This is a genomic window from Microbulbifer discodermiae, assembly GCF_040742695.1.
Taxonomy (GTDB): Bacteria; Pseudomonadota; Gammaproteobacteria; order Pseudomonadales; family Cellvibrionaceae; genus Microbulbifer.
Genome location: NZ_JBFLAB010000025.1, coordinates 40,680 through 63,688 on the forward strand (window position 1 = coordinate 40,680; position 23,009 = coordinate 63,688).

A 23,009-nucleotide genomic window follows, 5' to 3' on the forward strand; every position below is an offset into this window, starting at 1 on the left:
ATGCAGCAGGAAACAGCCAGCCAATTCCAGCAGTTGCTGACCCAGTTGCGCAGCGGCGACAATCTACCCGAGATTCCCGCCGGCTGGCAGCAGGGTCGAGCCACCTTTGGCGGCCTGGTGGCGGCCATGCTGTACGAGAGAATGGCCACACAACTGGATAGTGACGCAGATCTGCGCTCCCTGACGGTTTCTTTTGTCGCCCCGGCCAGTCCCGGCAAAGTGGATATCCACACAGATGTCCTGCGCAGAGGGCGCTCTGTCACTCAGGTGGAAGGGCGTCTGTGCCAGGGTAAAGTGGTCCTCGCCGCCCTGGCCAGCTTTGGCAAGCCGCGGGAATCGTCCATTTCCATTGCCAGTCCACCAGCTCCACCGATGCCCGCGCCCGAGGAGTCCCAGGCGCTCCCCTATATTGAGGGGCTGGTACCGGAGTTTACCCGGCATTTCGATTATCGCATCGCCCTGGGCGACCTGCCCTACTCCAACAGCGATAGCACCAGCTTCGGCGGCTGGGTGAGATTTCGCGAGCCCTGCGTGCAAACGGCTTCAGAACCGGTGGGCGTCAGTCACCTGTTGGCGCTGATCGACGCCTGGCCGCCGGCGGTGCTGCCCATGCTTAAGGAATTGGCGCCCGCCAGCTCCCTCACATGGACCCTGGAATTTGTGGGGCCTCGGCCGCGAGAAACCGCCGGGACCTGGTGGCAGTACCTCGCTGAAGTAAAACAGGCTGCAGACGGTTACAGTGTTATCCAGGCGAGGCTCTGGAGCGCCGGAGGGCAACTGGTGGCATTCACCCGGCAGACGGTGGCTGTTTTTGGTTAAGGTCTGTTGATACTAAAGTAAGCCCTTACCCAGAATTGTTGGCCTAGCAGGCTGTTGAAATTCGCAGAATTTCGACGCCTGGTACCGGAATATGGATGTTCCGGCAAAATCGACGACGCCTAAGTCGTTGATTTTGGAAGAAAAGTGAAAATCACATTTTTCGCTTTTCGTGTTTTGAAACAGGCAGGATGCCTTTTTCAACAACCTGCTAGGCATAGACCAGCCTCAACGCTCCAGCATCAGCCCGGCAGATAGGGCTTCCCCCGCGGGAATAGTCCAGCTGTCGGCAAACGCATTACCGTGCTCCACACATACAAACTCTCGATGGTGTTCACCCACATCCTCCAGGCCGGCGGCCGGGCCCGGATTCCAGGCAATCACACTGTGGCAGTTCTCACTCACAGCGGTAATGGGATTTTCGGTGACCAGCCGCTGCCTGGCTGGTGCCTGCTCGAATATCCGGTCCACCTGGTGGGGAAAGCTGAGCAGGCCACTGAGCCTGTACCGCTGGAGATTGCGGGTATTGTCCAGGTATTCGCAATGCTCCAGTCCCTCAACAGCAATCTTACTGGCGTCGCCCACAGCAAAGTAACTGTGCCAGGCCCAGCTGAAGGCGGCCGGCTCCGCACCCAGATTGTTCAATATGAGCTGCAGCTGCAGAACCCTGCCAAGCTGAAACTTCACCTGGCAAAGGAAAGGGGTGGCGAACAACTGGTCCCCCGGATGGCGGTAAGTGAACACCAACTCCAGTGTTCCATCGGCCAGGATGCTAGTTTCCCCCTGTCGCCACAACGCAGTGCGTACCAGCCCATGTTTGGGCTTTGACGGATCGTCGCGGTTGATACCAAACCAGGGCAGGCATACAGGAATACCCCCCCGTATCGATTGCCCCAGTGCAAACCTGGCCAGAGGGCTCAGCCAAAGCAAAGGTTCGCGACCCTGCCCCTGAAACTCGAGAATCTGCGCCCCCTGGGGCGCAATCACTGCGCGGCACAGAGGTGTCTGCACCAGTAGCAGGCTCAATCCAGGCTTGCCGTAGAGGGCACCACTGTCCGTATTTCTGATATAGCCCCGAAGCTCTGGCTCGGTCATTCACTTCTCCAACTTCTTTTTGTCAGCGCGACGGCCAGCCGCGCCCGGCTAGCCCTATCACCTGCACCACCCGCCTGTTTCACCGGGCCCGATGGGCAAAGAGCGGCCGGCCGCAGAGTAGCAGCCACAGTGCCGCCGCCAATAGCAGATGAAACCAGTTGATGCGTGCGAGGCCCCACAGTGGGGCGGAATCGGTGCCCACCAGCAAACCCGCAATAATCACCAGTGGGGCTCCCAGGGCCAGCAGCACCGCCTGGACCCGCGACAACCGTCCAGGCACAAGCAACTGTCGCATTGCTGCCGCCAGCCAGAGCAGCAGCCCGAGAGCAGAGAAAAAGCTGGTGACTTCGGCTGGGGTTACACCTCCGTGACCGGACATACCTAGTGCCGCACCGGTCACCAGAACCAGGATGACATAGGCCGGCGCACGACTTTGATCGCCGGCGGGCAAACCCAGTGAAACCCATAACAAGGCTATCCCGATGGCCGGAAAGGAAATATAGCCGGAGAGATGTGACAGCGCCCGGTGCAGGTCTGTCACCCGGGGATCTACGCCGTATCGGTAGGCACCAGCCAGAGCGGCCAGTGCCAGGCAACACAAACCCGCCACCATCAACAGTGCCGGAGACTGGTGGCGATCGCGGCCGGTGGACCAGAAGTGTCCAGACACCAGCAGGGCGGAAACGGCCAATACCAACTCTGCCAGCCAGTAATTCATTGGATTGAATACCCCTTAACCGCGTTAAGCACACTTTAGCGGACACGACGGCAGAAAACTTTCCCGAAGTGGCCACCACAAACCAAGAGGCCCGGGTAAAACCCGGGCCTCTTCCTGCCTTCGAAGCCGGTTAAGGTAACTGCCGGCCAGTACTAGAAATCTACCCCCAGGGACAGCTGCAAACGGCGCGGTGCATAATAGTTACGCGGTTCGCCGAAGGTCTCATTGCTAACAAAGGGGTCGAAATTATAGCCTGTCTGGCGGTCGAACACATTGAACAGATCGGCACGGAACTTCAAGGTGTAATCCGAAAACACCTGGAAGTTCTGGGTGTAGTTCAGATCCAACTGCCAGTGGGAGGGGCTGCGGCGGCTGCCGGCCCGTTCCGCATAGCGGTTGGTGCTGCTGGAATAGCCGTAGAGGGAACCATCCCAGGCCTCCCAGGGTTCACCGGACTGGTACACCAGGAAGGCCCCGAGGTTGGCCTGCCAGTCCAGCGTATACTGACCGAACACCTTGAATACATTGGGCTTGTCACCGCGCAGGGTGCCGTCCTTCAGATCCCAGACCTGGCGCCCGATCCCATCGGCCAGGTTTGAGGAGCCGACAAAGGTAGCCTGGTCATTGACGCCGCTAGTATTGTCCTGGTCAAAATTACCGCGGTAGCGGCTACGGGTATAGGAGGCATTCAAATAGGTGCGCTCACCCACCCAGGTGGCCTCCATACTGAATTCCCAATACTTGGTATAAGCATCGTCCAGCTCCGCAATCACATAGGAAGAACCACCCAGTTGCGCACGATAATCATCCAGCTCGGGAATATAGAGTCCTTTTTCGGCGATATGATCCGGCACACAGGTCTCCCCTTGAGGGCTGGCGTAGCAGCCGTATAGCCGCGACCCGTTCCAGGTATCCTCCCAAAAATGGGAGCTTTCGCTATAGCGGATATGGGAGCGCAGGCTGATACCATTGTCGAAGTCCTTGGTGGTGCCGATGGTCAGCTCATCCAGGCGGCGGGGAGTAAGGTCTTCCTGGAAGAATTTACCCGAGGAGCCCGCGCGTGGCGTCGACTCGATAAAGTTACCATCTTCATCCCAGTAGACATCGAGCACTGCCCGTGTGTTTCGATCCCAAGAGGCGGCCCGGGCAAGAGACGAGACATCCGGATTGTACTGCGCAAAATTGGCGAATATGGTGTCGTTGCCATTGTAGGCCCAGGTAACACCGAGCCGCGGTTGGATCATATCTTTCCAGTCGGTCTGATACATCTCGTATTTGCGGCCCAAATCAGCGACGTAGCCGGAAACCGTCGCAGAGTTGCGCCTCAGACCTTGACCATAGAGTGTATCCTGGCTGATCAGGACTCCCACATCGAAGGTGAAATCCCCCCAGCTGATGGAATCGTTGATCTCGAAGTTTTGTGTTTCCACAAAGGAGTCGATGCTCGGTACCCGGGAACCATCCTCCCCAAGGAAGCTCATTTGTTCCGTTCTGCCTAAAAACCTGGCGTTGTTGGGCGCATCCGCATCTTCTGAACCATCGATGACTTCAATAATGCCCCATCCATTCGAAGTCCTGGCCAACTGCTCCTCACCCTCGGAGTATTGATAGCCGAAGTGGAGTTCGTGGCTGGTTTCACCGAGATCGAAATTGTGATCTAACGCTATTTCAAAACTACGGCTGTAATAATTTCCTTCACTGTACTGGAAAAATCCTCCGACAGCACCGCCCCCAACCCGGGAGCCATCGTCCCCTATATAGCCATACTGATCGATAAAGGGCTGAACAAAGGCATTCCAGCCCGGATCATTCGCGCGCGTACTCGGCACCTCAAAATAGCCCTGGCTATCCAGATTTGCCAGATCCAGCGGCTGATCATAAGCAGGCTGTAAATCGAGGGGATTATCCGGTACATCGGAACCCTCGAGCGCATAGTCGCTATACTGAAATGTCAGTGTGGTCCTATCATTGATAATCCAGGAGCCGTCCAGAGAGAAGATATCCTGGTTGGACTCCTCACCAACGGAGACGGAATCGATCTCGGTGAAAGAAATCGAAGCCCCTGTGTTCACCCGCTCAGAGGTACGATAGGACACATTGAACAGCAGATTGTCGATAGGCGCGTAGGTGAGTTTGCCAAAGTACTCATCCCGTTCACTGGTAAAATCTTTGGTGGGTCCGTAAGCGGTCTTTTTATTGTCCCGTTCTTGACGAGGACCATAATAAGAACCGTAAAAGAACAGCTGATCCTCGATAATCGGACCACCCACATTGGCGGTCAACCAGCTGCGGCTGGTCTCGTCTTTGATCCCTTCCTTGTTTTTTTCGCGCATGCCCGGGGTCTGGAACTGGTATTCCACACTGCTCCTGAACTCATTGGTACCGGACTTGGTTTTTGTGTTGACCTCAACACCCGCAGAACGCTTAAAGCCAATAGCGCGGGCCCCACCGCGTTCCACCGACATTTGCTCCACATCCTGGCTCGAGGGCTCGGCGGACAGCACACCGAACAGGGGCAGTGTGACGTTCACACCACCAAACTTGTATACATTGTCCTGCCCGCTGCCGCCCGCATTGACACCACGCACACCATTTTCCGTGTACTGGACGCCTGGAATCAGTTTCATCATATCCCGGAAGTCCTGCCCCACCGGCAGTCCGCCAATGACATCCGCACCGATGGCACTGGACAGTGCACCGTTACCCGTCAGGGTTGCTGCCTCGCCAAAGACCTGAATTTCCTCCATGCCCTGCTCGGGGACCATGACCACAGTGACATTGGACTGCTGATCCAGTAAGACTCGAGCTGTCACGGTACGGGTAAGGCCATCATCATTGGTAAATGTCAGGGTATAGGTACCGGGGATCAGGGCCGGCAGCCTGAACTCGCCATCGGCGTCAGTGGTGGCGGTACGCGCCCGCGGCATAACATTACTGGTGGCGGTGACGGTGATACCGGCAGCCTCTGCACCCTGGCTGTCGAGGAATACCTGCCCCTCGATACTGCCGGACTGCTGTGCTGCCACAGATATGGAAAAGAGCGCTCCCGCTGTGGCAATGGCCACACGGGACATGAGTGACGCCCCCCTTTGTTCCGCGACGGAACGGCTCAGCTTTTTCTTCTCAAACATGAGGATGTCTCCCAGACGGTTATAATATTTATCTGTCGATGCCGGAAACCCTGGCAGCAAGAATCTGCTGACTGGCCAGGTTTCCCGACGTCCCCCCTTGAGCAGGCGCCACTCCGACGATGTCCCGGGGCCGAGAGACCCCCAGTGCTCAAGCCAAATACTTTATGTATCCACATCTCCCTGAGTGGAATATATTATTCCATCTGCCTATTGTGCTTCAAAGATTTTTTATTCGCGAGCTTTAATCGATGAAAAAATTAAAAAAAGCTGCGAAAGCAGAATTTTTGTTCAATTAGACAGTTTTGGTCTGTAGAGAATCGACCAGGAATATGAACAGGTTCTCATTTAGGCCGTCAAATCGATCGATATTTATACAGAATAAGATTGACCGGGAATTAGCGACCATTACGCTTGTTTGTTTTTTATACTATTCAAAAGAAAAGAAAGGAGAGGCTTACAACGCTTGACGCATAATCTATTCCACAAATTCCAGCGCTCTGGGCTGAAATCTGTGCTAGCAACCCGACAACTAAATAGGTTGCCGGTTAACATTTGCGATGAAAATTTTCTCGTCGAGCCACTTTACCAGGCTGCTGTAAACTAGCCTTCAACAGTATCTTGTCCCGACAGGGTTCTTCGGTGTCCAAATCAAGCATTAACGGCTTGATTTGCGGTGGAGGGTTTGCGGACAGTCAGGGAAGGCTTTTTCAGCTTCACTAGGGCCTGTCGACACTAATTACCGGGCACAAAAAACCCCGGAACTGGCCGGGGTTTTTCTGGCTGATTAGGCCGGGGGCTGTCAGGCTTCGCCTGAGGGCTGCTCCGATGCCTCCGCCTGGTCGGCTTGCTCTGCCTTGGCCTCCTTGATGGAGAGCTTGATACGGCCGCGCTGATCGACGTCCAGCACCTTGACGAACACTTTTTGGCCTTCGCTCAGATAGTCGGTTACCGCGTTAACGCGCTCCTCGGCAATCTGGGAGATATGCACCAGGCCGTCCTTGCCGGGAAGAAAGTTGACAAAGGCACCGAAGTCCACGATACGCACCACTGTTCCCTCATAGATGGCGCCAATCTCGGCTTCCGCGGTGATTTCCTCGATACGGGTGACCGCCGCTTCCAAACTCTCCCCGTCCTCACCAAACACCTTGACGGTGCCATCATCCTCGATATCGATGGAGGCACCGGTCTCTTCGGTGATAGAACGGATAGTGGCCCCGCCCTTGCCAATCACATCGCGGATCTTGTCCGGGTGGATCTTCAGGGTCGCATAGCGGGGCGCATTCTCGTTCACACTGGAGCGGGAAGAGTCGATCACCTTGTTCATTTCAGCAAGGATATGCAGACGCGCCTGCAAGGCCTGCTCCAAGGCAGTTTCCATGATCTCCTCGGTGATCCCCTCGATCTTGATATCCATCTGCAACGCGGTTACACCGGAGGCGGTCCCCGCCACCTTAAAGTCCATGTCCCCCAGGTGGTCCTCGTCGCCGAGGATGTCGGTCAGAACTGCGTGACCATGGTCTTCCTTCACCAGACCCATGGCGATACCGGCCACCGGCGCCTTCAGGGGCACACCGGCGTCCATCAGCGCCAGGCTGGAACCACATACCGAAGCCATAGAGCTGGAACCGTTGGATTCGGTGATTTCGGAAACCACCCTCACCGTGTAGGGGAAGCTCTCCGGATCCGGCAGCACTGCAGCAATACCGCGCCGCGCCAGGCGGCCGTGACCGATTTCGCGGCGGCCAGTGGCGCCCACTCGACCCGCTTCCCCCACTGAATAGGGCGGGAAGTTGTAGTGCAGCATAAAGTAGTCTTTGCGCTCCCCTTCCAGGGCATCGATGATCTGCGCATCGCGGGTAGCACCGAGGGTGGCAACCACCAGGGCCTGGGTTTCACCGCGGGTGAACAGTGCAGATCCATGGCCTTTTGGCAGCACGCCAACTTCTACGCTGATCGGGCGTACTGTCTTGGTATCGCGACCGTCAATACGCGGCTCGCCGCGCACTACTGCGCCACGAACGATTTTCTTTTCCAGCTTGCCAAAGTAATTCTTTACATCGCCTGCATCGACTTCCTCAGAGCCCAGAGCTTCTACCGCTTCATTGCGCAGTTCGGCTAGACGGGTAGTGCGCTGCTGCTTATCGGTAATGCGGTAGGCCTCGGCTACTTTGTCGCCAAACTGCCCTTCCAGAGCGGTTTTGAGTTCAGTGTTTTCCGCTTCTGGCTGCCAGTCCCACTGGGGCTTTCCAGCTTCAGCTTTGAGCTCTTCACAGACCTGGATAATGGCCTGCATTTCCTGGTGTGCATACAGCACCGCACCCAACATGATATCTTCCGGCAGTTCCTTAGCCTCAGACTCCACCATCAGTACCGCGTCCCTGGTACCCGCAACCACCATGTCCAGCTCAGAAGTTTTCAGAGCGCTATAGCTCGGGTTTAGCAGGTAACCCTCTTGCTGGGTGTACCCCACACGCGCAGCGCCGATGGGGCCCGCGAAGGGGATACCGGATACTGACAATGCTGCGGAAGTTCCTATCATCCCGGCAATATCCGGATCCACATCCTTTTCTGCGGATAGAACAGTGATCATCACCTGTACTTCGTTCATAAAGCCGTTGGGGAACAGCGGGCGAATCGGGCGGTCGATCAAGCGGGAGGTGAGAGTTTCTTTTTCAGATGGGCGGCCTTCACGCTTAAAGAAGCCGCCGGGTATCTTGCCGGCCGCGTAGGCCTTTTCCTGATAGTGCACGGACAGTGGGAAAAAGCCCTGGTCAGGCCTGGCCTCTTTGGCACCGACAACGGTGCACAACACCACGGTTTCGCCAATGGTGACCAATGCGGCACCGGTGGCCTGGCGGGCGACGCGGCCGGTTTCAATGGTGACCTGCTGTTGTCCGTACTGAAATGTCTTGCTTACTGGATTCACTAGTTTTTTCCTGTTTCCTACGGTTACTGGCCCATTCCAGCAACCCCTACTTGCAATGCGGGCAGAGCCCGCCCCGCAGCTTCACCGTCCTGTTAAGTGCATGTGGTGAAGCGCGGGCCGCTATGCCGAGTGCATCGATAACGCCGTCGGCATAACGAAACACCGGTTGCGCCGCCACCTGGGTGGAATTGCAACCGGCAATTAAAAGAATGCCCGCCAGGAGGCGGGCATTCAGGAGTCTTAGCGACGCAGGCCGAGTTTGGCAATCAGCTGTGCGTAACGGTTAAGATCCTTTTTCTTCAGGTAGTCCAGCAGCTTGCGACGCTGGTTCACCATGCGGATCAGACCACGACGGGAGTGGTGATCCTGCTTGTGCGCAGAGAAGTGCCCCTGCAGCTTGTTGATGTTGGCGGTCAGCAGCGCTACCTGGACTTCCGGAGAACCGGTATCACTTTCAGACTGGCCGTGTTCCTGAAGGATGGCTGCTTTTTCAGATGCAGTCAGTGCCATAACGAAATACCTCGTTGCAATATGCGGTAGATATTCGGCTGGCCCGCGCATATTTACAGGCCAGCTAACGTCAAATGATCGAAATCGCCATCCTGGCCGTTTTCAATCCCCGCCAGCCGGAGACGGCACAAACTGCCTCCTCTAGCGGACCAGTACCGGCCTTTGCCGGCTGGCGGCGCACTCTTTGGCCGCCTGCGATAGGGGACTGCCGACGGGTCGGTCAGTCACCGCTTTTCACCAGACGCCGGGGTGCCACACACCCGTCGTCGGTAATTTCCCCGATGCCCAGAAAATCACCACTTTCCAGGAAGAGGCGCACCATATCACCTTCCGTGCCAATACGGTAGACCCGCAGATCCATTACCGGCTGTCCCTGACGCACATAGTAACCGGCATTGTCCGGCAGGGTCAGTTTCGGCAGCCCCGCGGCGGGTGCATCCACCGGCAACAGGTGGTGGTCCAGCAGTTCCGCCCGGCCCTGGCCCCGCTCCTGCGCCAGTTCCTCCAGCGTCACACTGCCGGATTCATCGAAGGGACCGGCAGCGCTCCGGTGCAATTGCTCCACATAGGCACCGACACCCAGCGCCCGCCCCAAGTCCTCCGCCAGACTGCGGATATAGGTGCCCTTGGAACAGTGCACCTCCACCTCGGCACAGGGCCGGCTTTCGCCGCTGAATCCCAGCAGTTCAAACTGGAAAATTTCCACCGGCCGGGCCTCACGTTCCACCTCGAGCCCCTGGCGCGCCAACCGGTACAGTGGCTGCCCCTGATGCTTGAGCGCCGAGTACATGGAGGGTACCTGCTCGATACGGCCTTGAAACTGCGCCATGGCGGTTCGCACAGCGGCTTCCGTCACGGCGGAGGCGTCGGCAGTGGCAATGACGTCGCCGTCGGCGTCACCGCTGGCGGTGGTCATGCCAAAACGAAAGCTGCTGCGATAGCGTTTATCCGCATCCAGCAGATACTGGGAAAACTTGGTCGCCTCGCCAAAGCAAATGGGCAGCAGGCCGGTCGCTAGGGGGTCCAGCGCTCCGGTGTGACCGGCCCGGTTGGCGAAAAACAATCGCTTGGCCTGTTGCAGGGCGTCATTGGCGGTGATACCGGCCGGCTTGTCGAGCAATAGTACCCCGTCTACCGGTCGGCCCCATTTTGGTCTGCGGCCCATAACTACTGCTTGTCGCCGTCGTCTTTGTCTGTATCCAGGGAGTGATCCCGCTGCACCGCCTTGTCGATCAGCGCCGACAATTTCTGGCCTCGCACCGATGTCTCGTCGTAGCGGAACTGCAGGCGGGGGATGGTTCGCATCTGGATTTCCCGCGCCAGTTGGCTGCGCAGGAAGCCCGCAGCCTTGTTGAGCACTTCCATGGAGGTCTTGATCGCCGCCGCGTCATCCTCGCCAACCAGCGTGACGAACACTTTGGCCGAAGTGAGGTCGCGACTGACCTCCACGTCATTGATATTCACCATGCCGAGGCGCGGATCGCGCACTTCCCGCTGAATCAGCAGAGACAGCTCCCGGCGCATGGCATCGGCGACCCGCTCCGCGCGGTGGAATTCTCTTGCCATCTGTTACCTATTTCCAATGGCTGCTTGCCGCCAGGGCTCTGGCCCTGGCGGGGTCTGGCTCGAGATTAAAGCTCGCGCGCCACCTTGACGATATCGTAGACCTCGATCTGGTCTCCGGATTTGACATCGTTGTAATCCTTCACCCCGATACCGCACTCCATCCCGTTCCGCACCTCCTGCACGTCATCCTTGAAGCGGCGCAGGGACTCCAGTTCGCCCTGGTAGATCACCACATTGTCGCGCAGGACGCGAATCGGCTTGTTGCGGTAGACGGTGCCCTCGATCACCATGCAACCGGCGATGGCGCCAAACTTGGGTGACCGGAATACGTCGCGGACTTCGGCGATACCGACGATATCCTCCCGCACCTCCGGCTCCAGCATGCCCGACAGAGCCTGCTTCACTTCATCCAGCAGGTTGTAGATCACACTGTAGTATCTGATTTCAACACTTTCGGCCTCGGCCAGCCTGCGCGCTGCAACATCGGCACGGGTATTGAAGCCGATGATGATAGCGCCGGAGGTGAGGGCCAGGTTGACGTCGTTCTCTGCGATGCCGCCGACGCCGCTGGACACCACATTGACCGATACCTCCTCGTTGCCGATATCCGCCAGCGCGGACAGGATGGCTTCCAGGGAGCCCCGCACATCGGCCTTGATCACCACCGGCAGAACCTTGCGCTCACCGGCGGCCATGTCGGCGAACATATTTTCCAGCTTGGCCGCCTGCTGCCTCTGCATACGCTCGCGACGCTCCTTGTCGGCGCGCTGCTCGGCCACTTCCCGGGCCTTGCGCTCGTCCGCCACCACCATGAAGTCATCGCCGGCATTGGGGGTGGAATCCAGGCCCAGCAACTCCACCGGCGTGGAGGGGCCGGCCTCTTTGACACTCTTGCCCAACTCGTTGGTCATGGCGCGCACGCGGCCATAGCTCTGGCCCGCCAGCACGATATCACCGCGTTTCAGCTCACCGTTCTGAACCAGCAGCGTCGCCACCACACCGCGTCCTTTTTCCAGGCGCGACTCGATCACCACACCGCGGGCGGGCACATCCACCTCGGCCTGCAGTTCCAGCAGTTCCGCCTGCAGGGAGACCGCCTCCAGCAGATCGTCAATGCCCTGGCCAGTGTGGGCGGAGACTTCGATAAACTGTGTATCGCCGCCCCAGTCCTCGGGAATCACTTCCTTGGCCGCCAGCTCATTTTTCACCCGGTCCGGGTCGGCGCCTTCCTTGTCGCACTTGTTGATCGCCACCACCAGGGGTACACCGGCGGCTTTGGCGTGCTGAATCGCTTCCTCGGTCTGCGGCATTACCCCGTCGTCGGCAGCCACCACCAGAATCACAACATCAGTGGCCTGGGCGCCGCGGGCCCGCATGGCGGTAAACGCCGCGTGCCCCGGGGTATCCAGGAAGGCAATCTCCCCCTGGCTGGTCTTCACCCGATAGGCACCGATGTGCTGGGTAATACCGCCGGCTTCGCCGGAGGCAACCTTGGTCTTGCGGATATAATCCAGTAGCGAGGTCTTGCCGTGGTCCACATGGCCCATGACCGTGACCACCGGCGCGCGGACAACCTTGCGGCCCTCGGCCTGCTCGACCTGCGCCACCAGTTCGTCTTCCAGCGCCGTTTCAGAGCGCAACACCACTTTGTGGCCCAGCTCCTCTACCACCAGAGAGGCGGTATCGCGATCGAGACTCTGATTGATGGTGACCATCTCGCCCATCTTCATCAAATGCTTGATCAGCTCGCCGGCCTTCATATTCAACTGTTTGGCCAGGTCACCTACGGTGATGGTTTCGCCTAACTGGACTTGATACACCTGTTTTCCCGTCGGTTTCTTGAAGCCGTGTGTGTTTTTTACCTTCAGTGTCGGGCGCTGCAGAGAGCGGCGACCGCCCGCACCGCCTTCGTCATCCGAGAAAACCTCCAGCGCCTCCTCGTAGAGTGCCGTCTTACTGGATTTTTTCGGACCGCTCTTGGTTCCGCGGCGACCGCGGCGCTTGCGCACCCCTTCGTCCGCTTCCGTCCCCGCTTCAGCGGCCTCAGCTTCGAGCTTGCGCCGCAGTGCCGGCTTGACCGTCTCGGTCTTGGCTTTCTGCTGCCTTTCCAGCTCTGCGCGCCGGTCGGCCTCGACCCGCACCTTCTTCTCCTCCAGCACCTTGGCTTCCTCTTGGGCCTGGAGTTTGCGTCTCTCCATCGCAGCAATACGTATGGCTTCGACGTCATCTGTATAGGAGGAGCGAGTCGCTGCAGCAGAGGGCTGTGGCTCCGCTGCGCCGCTGGCGGGCTCAGTTGCCACCGCCTCTTCCTCCACAGCCGCGGCCTCTAACTTCTGCTGCTCCGCTTGCGCGGCTTCCTGTGCGGCCTGCTGCTCGGATTCCCGCTGAGCGCGCTCGGCTTCCGCCTGCACCCGCTCGGCGCGGGCCTGCTCCATCGCCGACTGCTCTTCCAGAGCCCGGTCCAGCTCTGCCTGCGCCGGCTCTGTAACTGTTTCGGTGGCCGCCTCTTCCTGCGGGCGTTTGACGTAGGTACGCTTCTTGCGCACTTCCACGTTTACGGTCCTGCGCCCCGTTCCAGAGCCGGTTTTCAGCGTAGTGGTGGTCTTGCGCTTCAGAGTGATCTTGCGCGGTGCGACACTCTGCTCTCCGTGACTGCTTTTCAGGAAGTTGAGCAGGACCTGTTTTTCCTCATCCGAAACCACCGCATCCGCAGTGGTTTGAGGCAAACCCGCATCTCGCATCTGCTTGAGCAGACGATCCTCGGTGGCACCAACCGATTTGGCGAGTTCACTAACTGTTACTTCGGCCATTCTCTCTCCTAAAATTCGCTGCTCGGAGGGGATTCTATTATTCGTTCACCCGCCCGCTTATGCCTGTTCGTCGCTGTCGCCCGCAAACCAGGGTTCACGTGCCTTCATAATCAGCGCGGCGGCGCGCTCCGGATCCAAACCTTCGATATCGAGCAGGTCATCCACTGCCTGTTCAGCCAGATCCTCCATGCTGGCGATACCGCGGCTGGCCAGCTGGAAAGCCAGCTGTCGATCCATACCTTCCAGGCCGAGCAGGTCTTCCTGGGGTTCCAGCGCATCCAACTGCTCTTCGGAAGCCAGTGCCTGGGTCAGCAACGCATCCTTGGCCCTCGCGCGCAGCTCCTCCGCAATCTCCTCGTCGAATCCCTCGATGGACAGCATTTCCTCCAGCGGCACATAGGCCACCTCTTCCAGTGTGGTGAAGCCCTCCTCCACCAGTACGGCAGCCACATCGTCGTCGATATCCAGGCGCGCCATGAAAGTCTCCATGATGCCACCGGACTCGGCTTCCTGCTTGGTCTGCCACTCTTCGATGCTCATCACGTTGATCTGCCACTGGGTCAGATCGGAGGCCAGCCGCACATTCTGGCCACTGCGCCCAATCGCCATAGCGAGGTTTTCCTCAGCGACGGCAACGTCCATGGAACCCGCATCCTCATCCACGACTATGGACTCGATATCGGCCGGCGCCATGGCGTTGATCACAAACTGAGCCGGGTTCTCGTCCCACAGTACTATGTCCACCCGCTCGCCGGACAGCTCGTTGGAAACCGCCTGAACGCGTGCGCCGCGCATACCCACACAGGCCCCCACCGGATCGATACGACCGTCATTGGTGGTGATGGCGATTTTGGCGCGCAGGCCCGGATCCCGCGCTGCGCCCTTGATTTCGATAACCTGTTCGGCGATTTCCGGCACTTCGATACGGAACAGCTCCACCAGCATTTCCCGGCAGGAGCGGCTGAGCATCAGCTGTGGTCCGCGGGCTTCCGGCTGGATCTCCAGCAGGATAGCGCGCACCCGGTCTCCCAGGCGGAAGATTTCGCGTCCCACCAGCTGGTCCCGTGGCAGGCGCGCCTCGGCGTTGTTGCCCAGGTCCACCGCGATAAAATCGCGCGTGACCTTCTTCACGGTACCGCTCACCAACTCGCCGACACGATCCCGGTACTCTTCCACCACCTTGGCGCGCTCGGCCTCGCGCACCTTCTGCACTATGACCTGCTTCGCGGTCTGCGCGGCGATACGGCCGAACTCCACATTTTCAACCTGTTCGCGGTAGGTATCGCCAGCCTTCAGCTGGGGGTCTTTTTCGTGCGCTTCCTCCAGCGTGAACTGGGTGCCGAGCTCCGCCAGGGTATCATCATCCACCACTTCCCAGCTGCGGAAAGTTTCGTAATCACCGGTTTTGCGGTCGATGATGACCTCAATGGTGGAATCCTCGTCGTAGCGCTTCTTGGTGGCCGTCGCCAATGCGGCCTCAATGGCCTGGAAAATAATTTCCTGGTCCACGCCCTTCTCGTTGGAAACCGCCTCGGCTACCAGCAAGATCTCTTTGTTCATGCAGCTGCCTCTTTAAAAAACGCCACTTAAAGCTCTTTCTATCCGCCCGCGAGCGGCAGTCAGTCAAACTGAGGAATGATGTTAGCCCGCTCGATACTGTCTATCGGCAGCAGGTACTCATTTTCATCGTCGATGCGCAGGACCACTTCCTCGCCCTCAACCCCGGCGAGCAGGCCCTGCCATTTGCGCCGCCCCTCCAGGGGCATCCGCAGGCGCACGTCGATCCGGGAGCCCACAAAGCGCTGGTAGTGCTCCAGCCGGTACAGCGGACGGTCGAGCCCGGGCGAGGAAACTTCCAGTGTGTACCTGCCGCTAATGGGATCTTCCACATCCAGTACGGCGCTCGCCTGGCGGCTGACCTTCTCGCAGTCCTCCACGGCGATCCCCCGGTCCGCATCAATATAGATGCGCAGCAGTGCGTTGCGCCCGTGGGTCTGATAGTCGATACCCCACAGTTCACACCCCAGCGATGCCACCACCGGTGCCAGAAGCTCCTCCAACTGCTCGCGCTTGCCCGCCATTTCTGTCACCTCAACTGGCCGGTGCAAGCACCGGTCTGCACCATCCGCGGACGCCGCTGGCCAAGTGCCCGAGGGAACCGCAAAAACAAAAAATGGGCGGAGAAGCCGACCCCACGGTCCGAATGTCAAACCGCGGCGCCCACTTCCGGCCCATTCGGATAATTCATATTTCGCCTGCCGCGCTTCGTGCAGATACGAAAAAGCCCCTAACAGGGGCTTCAACCGCGCTTCCAGATGATCCGCATCTGGAAGCAATTTGGTAGCGGGGGCAGGATTTGAACCTACGACCTTCGGGTTATGAGCCCGACGAGCTACCAGGCTGCTCCACCCCGCATCAACTCTGGCATCGAAATCTGGTGGCTTTCGCTGCCTGCGGTGGGTTGTTCCAACCGCTCGAGAGGATGCGCATTCTATGGGTGCTGCCGGGACGAGTCAAGCCACTTCTGGCATTTATTTTCACGGTACCCTTCGGCAACCCAGTGCCCATTATATGTCGGGAAACTTCACTGTTCAGCGCGGCAATATCCAGCGGCAGGTGATAGAGATGATTAGGCGCCAGATTCGGCTATCGAACACCGGCCTGCCAGCCTCGACACGAAAACTCTACGAGCGGCCAGTGGCGTTGCAAGCTCCTTTTTCTGGGCGAACAAAGCAAAACCCCGATTTGGCTCCCCAGGTTAATCCCACCGGGAGCCAGATACAGCGAATGGGACAGTATGAGCATCCGCTCACCCACTGACGGATGTCGGGCTGCGGAGATTCAAATCGCTACCGGATTGTTGGGACATCCAAACCGGCACTCTGCGCACACAGACCTTCGAGCCGCTATCAGCTTGCTGAGAAAACCTACCCCGTCCTTTCCCAGCCCGGGTTACAGCACAAATCCAACCTCCGCGGCAAAGCAAGCAGTCACACGCCGGATTTACGACCCGGGGAGCCTAATGTATGGGACATCAGATTGCGAGGGCGGAGGAATCCCACTACCTATTGCAATGCCGCTTAAACGACTCTATCGCAAAGACACCGTCACCCGACTCGCTCCGGGCTTCAGGGTAAAACTTTCCGTTTTCCCATTACGCTTTATATTCAGGGTATTGACCTGGTCTCCCTCTATCTCCATCAGCATGGATTGACGCACCTCCAGCTTGTCACCACTGATATTTGCCAGTGGAACCTCCTGGTATATCCATACATCGTGCACATCCGCCTCCATGCCCACCCACTTGGGAACCAGTAGCGCACCATTCCCGTCACGTATCTGAAAGCGCTGGTTCACATAGTCTTCCATCTGGCGTTGCGCATTCTTAAACTCGGTGCCAGCGCTGAGCGCAAGCGCCCGCTCCAAATCCGCCACAAAAAACCGATGGGAAATCTCTAACGACTGGGTTCGCGCATTGACATACAGCTCTGTCAGACCGAAATGATAGCGATGCGCCTCCACCTGCGCGGATAGCATCAGCAACAGGGCAGCAGCCAAACAAAAAAACGGGATTCTCATAGCTGGGCACCAAGCGAATTCGGATTTTGTCACGCTTTGAGGTATAGATTAGAGAGATCTCCCTTCGATCACAAAAAGCCTGCGACCGAAGGGATACCGGCACGGGATCAGCCCGCCTCCTTCAATTCGGCCTCCCAATCCTTCATCAGGTTACGCTTCTGCTCATCCTTGAACAATTCCAACCGCGACTTGATGATGCGGCGCGGATAGTAGTTGTTCTCCATGTCCACGTCCGCAGTTTCCCAATGCGGGTCCAGCACTACGGACTTCAGCATCCGGCTCTTGTCACGCACCAGCATCTTGGAGGTTTTCTTCGCGTTGCGCGCCCAGATTTCAGCGGGAATACGCAGGTTCTCAACACTTCCATCCTCGTATTCCAGGCGCAGAAACAACGGCATGACCAAGCCGCCAATATTGCTGAAATCCAGCACATAGACATTGCTCTCGACCGCCAGCAGATCCTTTTCCCAGTCCTCCAACCCGTCCAACATAGTCTGGTAGCTGTTGCGATCGGCGTTGGACACGTCAAATTCGTCGTGCCTGTTGTAGAAGTCCGCCAACTCCGGTTTCGCATCCACAATACGCGGCAGTTTGCGTGCGCGGTTCTCAATGGCAGTCACCGTCTCCGGCTCGCGCTTGTGCTGCTCCCGCTTCCACGGCCCCTCCAGATCCGGATTCTTGGTGCCCACAGTGTAGTGGCGCACCTGGTCGAGACTGATATCCACATTGTTAGTGGTGTAGAACCAACCGCGCCAGAACCAATCCAGGTCCATACCGGAGGCATCCTCCATGGTGCGGAAAAAATCTGCCGGCATCGGGCGTTTGAACTTCCAGCGCTGTGCATACTCGCGAAACGCAAAGTCAAACAGTGCGCGCCCCATGACGGATTCGCGCAATATGTTCAGAGCCGTCGCCGGCTTGCCGTAGGCGTTGTTACCGAATTGAAGAATGGATTCCGAATTAGTCATGATCGGAACCTGATTCTCGCTCTGCATATATTCGACGATCTTGCGTGCATCACCGCGACGCGAGGGATATTTCTCCTCCCACTCCTGCTCGGCCAGGAACTGTACGAAGGTATTGAGTCCCTCGTCCATCCAGGTCCACTGCCGCTCATCGGAATTCACGATCATCGGGTAGTAATTGTGACCTACCTCGTGAATGATCACCGAGATCAGTCCGTATTTAGTACGGCGCGAATAAGTCCGTTTGCTGCGGTCCTCTTCATCGATTTCCGGGCGCGGGCCATTGAAGGTGATCATGGGATATTCCATCCCGCCCACCGGCCCATTGACGGAAATGGATACTGGATAGGGATAATCAAAGCTGTAGCGGTTGTAGACATCAATAGTATGGATGATCGCTTCGGTGGAATATTTGTCCCACAGAGGCGTGCCCTCCTCTGGGTAGAAAGACATGGCCATGGTGTCAGTAGCGCCCTTCTTGTAGCCCTGCGCATCCCACAGGAACTTGCGAGAAGAGGCCCAGGAAAAGTCCCGGACATTTTCCGCCGCGAAAACCCAGGTTTTGCGCTCCCGCGAGCGGCGCTTTTCGTTCGCCAGCGCCTCCTCCTTGGTAACAATCATCACCGGCTTGGGTGCGGTGCGCGCCTGTTGCAATCGCTCGCGCTGCGTGCGGGTCAGCACCTCACGCGGATTTTGCAATACCCCGGTGGCAGCGACTACATGGTCGGCCGGCACATCAATAGCCACGCGATAGTTACCGAATTCCAGCGCGAATTCGCCGCGGCCCAGAAACTGCTTGTTCTGCCAGCCACTCACATCATTGTAAACGGCCATACGTGGGAACCACTGGGCGATTTCGTACAGGTAGTTATCATCCCGCTCAAAATACTCATACCCGGAGCGACCGCCCAGTGCCTTTTGTTCAATCACATTGTATGCCCAGGCAACCTGGAAGCTGATACTGCCCCCTGGAGCCAGTGGCTGCGGCAGATCGATCCGCATACCGGTATCGACAATGGTGTGCGGGAGATCCCGACCCCTGCTGTCCGCCACCTTGGTGATTTGATACCCGCCGGGAAACTCATTGGACACCACTGCACGACGAAAACTGCCGAACGGCACAGTGTCCGGAGCTATGGACTCCAGGTCCACAGACGCTGCCAGATTCCCGGCGGAGTTCGGCTTGAAGCGGTTTTGATCCAGCTGCAGCCATAGATAACGCAGAGTGTCCGGCGAATTATTGGTATAGGTAATGGTCTCCGAAGCGGTAATCAGCTGTTTATCGTCATCGAGAGAAACCTTGATGTCATAGTCCGCCTGTTGCTGCCAGTAGGCGTGACCCGGCGCACCGGAAGCGGTACGGTAAGCGTTGGGTGTCGGCAGGAGTTCGTCCAGTTGACGAAAGCTGTCTCCAGTCACATTTAGAGGATCTGCAGCCAAAGCTGTTGTAGCGATGCACAAAGCGGGCAATACCGCCCCAAGGCGGCCGAGTAGAGGCAAATTCATAGGCTATCGTCGGGTTGCGGTCAAGATAAAATTGAGGGCATTGTACCATTTCTGCTCCCCACATTTTCAATGAGTGCCAATTCCCCGTTTTATGCGGCCTCCGCACTTTATTTGGCTCCCAGCCCGGAATCGGTCACCATTTTGAGATAACAGCTACAATAGGCCTTCCTGTTAACCCTTAATGCCCTAGCAGGGTGTTGAAAAAGGCATACTGCCTGTTTCAAAACACGAAAAGCGAAAAATGTGATTTTCACTTTTCGCCCAAAATCAACGACTTAGGCGTCGTCGATTTTGCCGGAACATCCATATTCCGGTACCAGGCTGTCGAAATTCTACGAATTTCAACAGCCTGCTAGTTCGCGACGACCGGAAGAACCCGCGACCAATTAACCACAGGTCTTTTTTACGATCCGAAAAACCCTGCACGGGACAGGAGACTACTGACAAAGACGTTTTCAGCAGCCTGCCAAATTGGTGACCGATATTGGCCCATCTGAACCCGACGAGCGGCTCACCAGTCATGCTCCCCTTTAGGGATAGTGACCCGCATGAATCTTTTGTTTCCAATAACTACATTAACCCGGCAACTTATCTAGTTGCCGGGTTAATGTCCGGCTATGGTCGCCCTCAGCTCCGGCACTTTATTACCGACTCCAGGTCGCAACACCGGGTGGGTTAGGCAGATTTTCCACGCTCTGACCGACGACGCCGCTGGGGCCGCGGAGAATCCCCTGGCGGTGCCTGCTTGCTGCGTCCCCGGCCCTGGCCCCTGCTCTGACCATTGCCCTGGCCATTGCCCTGACCTCCACCATTGCCACGACCGCGACCCTGTGTCGCGCGCTGTCCTTGATTACCGCTGCGCCCGGACCTGCCGGACGCCGGCAGCAGGTGATCCGGTTCGAAGCCCTCGACTTCCTCCTGGGAGATTGGCTTTTGAATCAGGCGCTCGATATCGCGCAACTGCTTGATTTCATCCGCACTCACCAGAGACACGGCGCGACCGCTGGCGCCGGCGCGACCAGTACGACCGATCCGATGCACATAGTCCTCGGGCACATTTGGCAGATCAAAATTCACTACCTGAGGCAATTGATCGATATCGATACCCCGGGCCGCGATATCCGTTGCCACCAGAATTTGCACCTTGCCGCTTTTGAAATCTGCCAGCGCCTTAGTGCGCTGATTCTGACTCTTGTTGCCATGGATGGCCGCCGCACGGACATTATCGGCACCCAACTGTTTCACCAGGCGGTTGGCGCCGTGCTTGGTGCGGCTGAAAACCAGTGCCTGCTGCCAGTTATTCTCACGGATCAAGTGGCTGAGCAGCGCCGGCTTGCGGGCCTTATCCACCGGGTGCAGCTTCTGCTTCACCGTCTGGGTAGTGGTATTGCGCGGGCTCACATCGATTTCCAGTGGATCTTTCACCAGCCCTTTTGCCAGCTGGCGTATCTCCGGTGAAAAAGTGGCCGAAAACAACAGGTTCTGGCGCTTAGTAGGCAACAGCTTCAGGATTCGCTTGATATCGTGGATAAAACCCATATCCAGCATGCGGTCCGCCTCATCCAGCACCAGTGCTTCCAGCTTATCGAAGCGGATAGCGCGCTGATTATACAGATCCAGCAGACGCCCCGGCGTCGCCACCAGAATGTCCGCACCGCCGCGCAGGCGCATCATCTGAGGATTGATTTTCACTCCCCCGAACACTACCGAATGGCGCAGGGGCAGGTATTTGCTGTAACTTTGCACATTATCGAATACCTGCGCGGCCAGTTCGCGGGTGGGGGTCAGTACCAGCGCACGCACCTGGTTGTTGCGTGCCGCAGCCCCCTTGGACAGGCGGTGCAGCAGCGGCAACGTAAAGCCGGCCGTCTTACCCGTACCCGTCTGCGCCGCGGCCATGATATCGCCGCCTTTCATAACGGCGGGAATCGCCTGCGCCTGAATTGGGGTGGGCTGATCGTAGCCCTGCTCCGCAACTGCTCGAGCCAATTCCTGGGCCAGGCCCAGATCTTCAAACAACATAAATAACCTCTAATTGCGCCAGCGACGCAATTGACAAATGGGTTTCACCCCACAAGTGTGAGGCAAACGAAAATCGGAGTTTGCGAACCTCGGGGTCCGCAGCGCCGTCGATTGGCCAATCTGACAGCAGTCAGTGGCCGGTGCGGCATTCAGTAGGGTTTCCGGGGATACTTGGGAAAGAATTCCAGGGAGGGTGCCAGCGGCTTGCCAGCCTACAGATGACGCTGCTGAAGCGAATTCAGCCCGGCCACTATAACATAATTATCCCGACTGTATAGTTTTAAGTGGTTGCCAAAACCGAAGGCGTATATGAGTGAGTCAATGAACCTCTCCCCCTGCCGGCTGCATACCGGTATTTGGCAAGGCAATTGCTGAACTCAATCATAAGCAGTCCATAACCTATCCCAAGTGATGAATCAGCATTATCCATTATTTCGAAATGGGACCCATAACCGTTCACACCGGAATAGTCTCCACCTTATCGAATAGCGCTAAATCTAAGTCCTACCATTTGGCCCAGCGCGGCTTGCCGATGACACAGAGGCTCTTTCGAGCACGCCAGTCAGCCATAAAAATAAAATGCACCTTCCAAAAGCGCCAACTGGATAAAATAGGGCCCGGTGGTCAAGCCGGTGTTACCGGCTTTGGCGTCTCGACAACAACAACAGCTCGCAGTACCATGGGCGCACTTCAGGAAAGAACATAAGCTGGAAAACTAATTTACAAAAGCAATAAATGCAGTTCTTTTGGGATCCAGCTCTCAACCAAGCACCTTAATTCACAACCTGCGATTTTTTACTTTACAAGAAATGGAGAATAAAAAATGAACAAACTTTATATTATTGTTTTTGCACTGGTTGTTTCCGGCTGTGGAACTTTTACTTCCCTATCGAGTTCGGATAACGAAATTACAAGCAATTTGAAACGCCAAAAAACCCAATGTGAGGAGACATCACGAGCCTATGGCGGAGTTTCATACAATCTCTGCAAATTAAACTCAAACCCCGGCAATCCACATTTTGACTGGGCTCTTGGCTTCTACGTATTGGATATAGCTGCATGTACGATAACAGATACTATGGTCCTGCCCTATACGGTTGCTGAACAATATAAAAAGGGAAGCATAAGGATCAAATCTTGAAAACCAATACTAGGGCCTGTTAACACTAATTAGCCGGTCAGCGATCAATGAAAAGTTGACCGGCTAATTAGTGTTAACAGGCCCTAGTGGCCCATGCGGAAAATAAGGTTACGTGATTTGATTTCACGTATACTTGTCACATGGATACTCCTGACGTTTTTACAATTACCGCTCATGATGCAGCGACCCTGGAAAGCTGGATTCGCAGCACCTCGCTTCAGCAG

The 23,009-nt window shown here is 57.2% G+C and carries 15 protein-coding genes and 1 tRNA gene; 2 read left to right on the forward strand and 14 right to left on the reverse strand.

Going from position 1 to position 23,009, the window contains the following annotated elements:
- Nucleotides 1-819 carry an acyl-CoA thioesterase gene (locus tag AB1S50_RS10865; protein ID WP_367150679.1) on the forward strand — a complete coding sequence of 273 codons (819 nt, stop codon included), beginning with the start codon at nucleotides 1-3 and terminating at the stop codon, nucleotides 817-819.
- A 225-nt stretch (nucleotides 820-1,044) separates the two neighbouring features.
- On the opposite strand, the gene AB1S50_RS10870 is transcribed toward AB1S50_RS10865, so the two are convergent.
- The 14 genes from AB1S50_RS10870 to AB1S50_RS10935 form a co-directional block, all read right to left on the reverse strand.
- A complete protein-coding gene (locus AB1S50_RS10870) occupies nucleotides 1,045-1,911 on the reverse strand; it encodes a D-hexose-6-phosphate mutarotase (RefSeq protein WP_367150680.1) in 867 nt (288 codons plus the stop codon).
- A 79-nt stretch (nucleotides 1,912-1,990) separates the two neighbouring features.
- Nucleotides 1,991-2,629, reverse strand: coding sequence for a hypothetical protein (locus AB1S50_RS10875; RefSeq protein ID WP_367150682.1), 639 nt, complete (start codon nucleotides 2,627-2,629; stop codon nucleotides 1,991-1,993).
- A 152-nt stretch (nucleotides 2,630-2,781) separates the two neighbouring features.
- Complete coding sequence (locus AB1S50_RS10880; protein ID WP_367150683.1) at nucleotides 2,782-5,760, reverse strand: carboxypeptidase regulatory-like domain-containing protein; 2,979 nt, start codon at nucleotides 5,758-5,760, stop codon at nucleotides 2,782-2,784.
- Nucleotides 5,761-6,559: 799 nt separating this feature from the next.
- Complete coding sequence (gene pnp, locus AB1S50_RS10885; protein WP_367150684.1) at nucleotides 6,560-8,686, reverse strand: polyribonucleotide nucleotidyltransferase; 2,127 nt, start codon at nucleotides 8,684-8,686, stop codon at nucleotides 6,560-6,562.
- 240 nt (nucleotides 8,687-8,926) lie between these two features.
- Nucleotides 8,927-9,196 (reverse strand): 30S ribosomal protein S15, encoded by a 270-nt coding sequence (gene rpsO, locus AB1S50_RS10890; RefSeq protein ID WP_367150686.1) that lies wholly within the window; start codon nucleotides 9,194-9,196, stop codon nucleotides 8,927-8,929.
- Between the two features lie 220 nt (nucleotides 9,197-9,416).
- Entirely contained in the window at nucleotides 9,417-10,361 is a 945-nt protein-coding gene (gene truB / locus AB1S50_RS10895) for a tRNA pseudouridine(55) synthase TruB (protein WP_367150687.1), read from the reverse strand.
- A gap of 2 nt (nucleotides 10,362-10,363) precedes the next feature.
- The gene (rbfA, locus tag AB1S50_RS10900; protein WP_367150688.1) at nucleotides 10,364-10,762 is read right to left on the reverse strand and encodes a 30S ribosome-binding factor RbfA; all 399 of its coding nucleotides are present in this window, start codon (nucleotides 10,760-10,762) and stop codon (nucleotides 10,364-10,366) included.
- 65 nt (nucleotides 10,763-10,827) lie between these two features.
- Nucleotides 10,828-13,572 (reverse strand): translation initiation factor IF-2, encoded by a 2,745-nt coding sequence (gene infB / locus AB1S50_RS10905; RefSeq protein ID WP_367150689.1) that lies wholly within the window; start codon nucleotides 13,570-13,572, stop codon nucleotides 10,828-10,830.
- A gap of 57 nt (nucleotides 13,573-13,629) precedes the next feature.
- Nucleotides 13,630-15,132 (reverse strand): transcription termination factor NusA, encoded by a 1,503-nt coding sequence (gene nusA / locus AB1S50_RS10910; protein WP_367150690.1) that lies wholly within the window; start codon nucleotides 15,130-15,132, stop codon nucleotides 13,630-13,632.
- Between the two features lie 59 nt (nucleotides 15,133-15,191).
- On the reverse strand, nucleotides 15,192-15,653 hold the full coding sequence (gene rimP, locus AB1S50_RS10915; protein ID WP_367150691.1) for a ribosome maturation factor RimP: 462 nt from the start codon (nucleotides 15,651-15,653) through the stop codon (nucleotides 15,192-15,194).
- 257 nt (nucleotides 15,654-15,910) lie between these two features.
- Nucleotides 15,911-15,987: transfer RNA gene (locus tag AB1S50_RS10920), tRNA-Met, on the reverse strand.
- A 675-nt stretch (nucleotides 15,988-16,662) separates the two neighbouring features.
- Nucleotides 16,663-17,151 (reverse strand): DUF6702 family protein, encoded by a 489-nt coding sequence (locus tag AB1S50_RS10925; protein WP_367150692.1) that lies wholly within the window; start codon nucleotides 17,149-17,151, stop codon nucleotides 16,663-16,665.
- 107 nt (nucleotides 17,152-17,258) lie between these two features.
- Entirely contained in the window at nucleotides 17,259-19,535 is a 2,277-nt protein-coding gene (locus AB1S50_RS10930) for a M1 family metallopeptidase (RefSeq protein WP_367150693.1), read from the reverse strand.
- A gap of 762 nt (nucleotides 19,536-20,297) precedes the next feature.
- Nucleotides 20,298-21,644 (reverse strand): DEAD/DEAH box helicase, encoded by a 1,347-nt coding sequence (locus tag AB1S50_RS10935; RefSeq protein WP_367150694.1) that lies wholly within the window; start codon nucleotides 21,642-21,644, stop codon nucleotides 20,298-20,300.
- 823 nt (nucleotides 21,645-22,467) lie between these two features.
- Between AB1S50_RS10935 and AB1S50_RS10940 the strand changes: the two genes are divergently transcribed.
- Nucleotides 22,468-22,785, forward strand: coding sequence for a YceK/YidQ family lipoprotein (locus AB1S50_RS10940; protein ID WP_367150696.1), 318 nt, complete (start codon nucleotides 22,468-22,470; stop codon nucleotides 22,783-22,785).
- Nucleotides 22,786-23,009: the final 224 nt, after the last annotated feature.